Annotated in this window: 5 protein-coding genes; all 5 read left to right on the top strand. The window is 51.8% G+C overall.

Annotated elements, in window-relative coordinates:
- Positions 1–253, top strand: a 253-nt coding sequence (locus G437_RS0110350; protein WP_029769592.1) for a phage major capsid family protein, incomplete at its 5' end; no start/stop codon positions are given.
- A 256-nt stretch (positions 254–509) separates the two neighbouring features.
- Positions 510–1,043, top strand: coding sequence for a hypothetical protein (locus G437_RS11080; RefSeq protein ID WP_024332470.1), 534 nt, complete (start codon positions 510–512; stop codon positions 1,041–1,043).
- Complete coding sequence (locus G437_RS0110335) at positions 1,040–1,480, top strand: hypothetical protein (protein WP_024332469.1); 441 nt, start codon at positions 1,040–1,042, stop codon at positions 1,478–1,480. Before G437_RS11080 ends, G437_RS0110335 begins: the two co-directional genes overlap by 4 nt.
- Positions 1,481–1,482: 2 nt before the next feature.
- The gene (locus G437_RS0110330; RefSeq protein WP_024332468.1) at positions 1,483–1,782 is read left to right on the top strand and encodes an HK97 gp10 family phage protein; all 300 of its coding nucleotides are present in this window, start codon (positions 1,483–1,485) and stop codon (positions 1,780–1,782) included.
- Positions 1,779–2,206 (top strand): hypothetical protein (locus G437_RS10755; RefSeq protein ID WP_034490535.1); only part of this gene is annotated, 428 nt, incomplete at its 3' end. The genes G437_RS0110330 and G437_RS10755, both read left to right, overlap by 4 nt.

Here is a 2,206-nt window from a genome sequence, read left to right as displayed (position 1 = left end):
CCCGCCAATTCTGGGCAGGCGCACTATCGTTACGCCTGCAATTGCTGAAGGCAAGGTGTTGGTAGGTTCTTCGGCTGCTGCCACCGTCTACCGCAAGGGCGGGGTAACGCTTACCTCTACCAATTCCAACGAGGATGACTTCGTACACAACCTTTTCCTAATTCTGGCTGAGGAACGCCTCGCTTTTGCGGTACGTCAGCCCTCGGCTTTCGCCCTTCTAGAGCTGAAAAAGCCGGTAACTGAAGCCGCCTAAAAGAGGTTTAGGCATCATGGCCCCGCCTGTTTGTCACTTGGCAGGCGGGGCCTAACCACACAATTAGGGGGAATTATGCAAGACGTGCAAGTTTTAGTGCATGGCGTAAAAATGCGTATGCAGCTAAGCAGTGAGCGAGTCGAAGAATACCGCGCGCGGGGCCTACTCGTGGAAGAAAAAGCAACCGTGCCTAATAAGAGCGTGCCAGCAGAAAAACCACGCAAACCGAGGAATAAAAAGCCTCTGGAGCGGTCAAATGAGCGAGGCTAGCGCCCTAGCGAGGGCGGATGTTTTCCCCGGCTCTACGGCGGCAGCAACAGCCGCTATTAGGCGATATTGTGGCTGGCATATCGCGCCGGTAAAAAAGGAAACCATCATATTAGATGGTAGGTACCGGTACGGGCTGGCGTTGCCCACTAAAAAGCTTGTTGAGCTTATCAGCGTGGAAGTATCCGACGGGGCCGGGGCATGGAATGATATTACCGATTCTGTTAGCTGGTCTGACGCTGGGATGCTTTCACGTAACGGCGCGCCGTTTCCGGGGCGTTTCCGTTCGGTGCGGGTAACCTTTGGGCACGGCTACACCCTGGAGGAAGCCGCCGATGTGGTGGCTGTTGCTGCAGAGCTTGGCAAGCGGGCAAGCGCTGGCGCGTCAAATATTGTGCGCAAGCAAGCGGGGCCGTTCTCAGTAACCTTTGGCTCTCAAAACGGCGTAGTTGGCGGGCTCGGACTGCTAGAGCAGGAAAAAGCAATTCTAGAGCCGTACCAGGTGAAAGTGCATTTAATATGAGCATCTGGGATGACTTTTTTAGCACTCCCGGCGCGCTACCTGAGCGAAAGCTACTCGTACTAATCCCGAACACGGAGACTGTGCGAGGCATAAGCCAGCGCAAGCGGTGGGGGGATCCGACTAACCGGCCTGACGAGGTGCTAATAACAGGGTTTTTCTTTGCCCCCGATACCCCAGAATTTGGGGCAAGCTTAGGCCGCGTGCAAAGCCAGATGAGCGGAAAACTTTACTTTTCTGCAGCTCTAACCGCGAAAGAACGCGCCGCGTTAGTACCGGGTAACCGCTGCAAACTAACCGATGATACCAGCGCGGATTTGCCTATCTGGGAGCGGGAATCTACCGCGCTATGGGAGATTACATCATTCCCACAAATGTATGAAATCCCTGGGCAATGGGCGGCAGGGTACGTCGTAACCGTGCAAGCTGTAGAGGGGTAAAAGTGGGAACGCGAATTAGCGTAGATGTAGAACTATCAGGTATGGACGATTTTATAAACGAGGTCGGAAAATCGCCTCATATGAAGCGGATTATAGAGGAAATAGCGAACAGCGTTGCTGCAGAGGCGCGCCTTATCGCTCCCTATGACACCGGCGATTATGAGCGCTCTATACACGTGGAAATGGAATCTACACCTCATCGTTATGTGGGAAAGGTTGTAGCTGATGATTGGAAGAGCGGCATATTAGAGGCTAAATACGGGGTATTAGCTAAGGCTCTACGAAAGGGTAAAAAGCTATGACAAGCCGCGAAATACCATTATTTGAAAATCCTACTAACTGGCTTGCCGACTACATCTATAAGCAATTAGAGGAGAAAATCCCGGTAGGGTTTGAGTGGCGGGACCCTGCAAGTGACAGGCTCGCTCGTGAGATTTCCCAATTTGCTAGTCTGACCAACCCTTTCGTTGTTGTTCGCTGTGACGGCGGTATACCCGTAGATAGATTTACAAGGTATTTTGCATACGGTATAAGCGTTCACGACTCTACAGTTGAAACAGCTGCCGCGCTTGCTAATAAAGTTGCTGCCCTTTTTGAGGCGTGCTTTTATGCCGAACATTCACCTATTGCTGATGCTAGAATTATTTCAGGGCCAGCACCTATCAAAGATAAAAACTATGATGACGGCACATTGTTTTATCTAACGGGTAATGTTACGGTGCAGGC

The organism is Winkia neuii subsp. neuii DSM 8576 (assembly GCF_000420405.1).
Lineage (GTDB): Bacteria > Actinomycetota > Actinomycetes > Actinomycetales > Actinomycetaceae > Winkia > Winkia neuii.
This window is presented reverse-complemented; position numbering and strand designations above follow the sequence as displayed.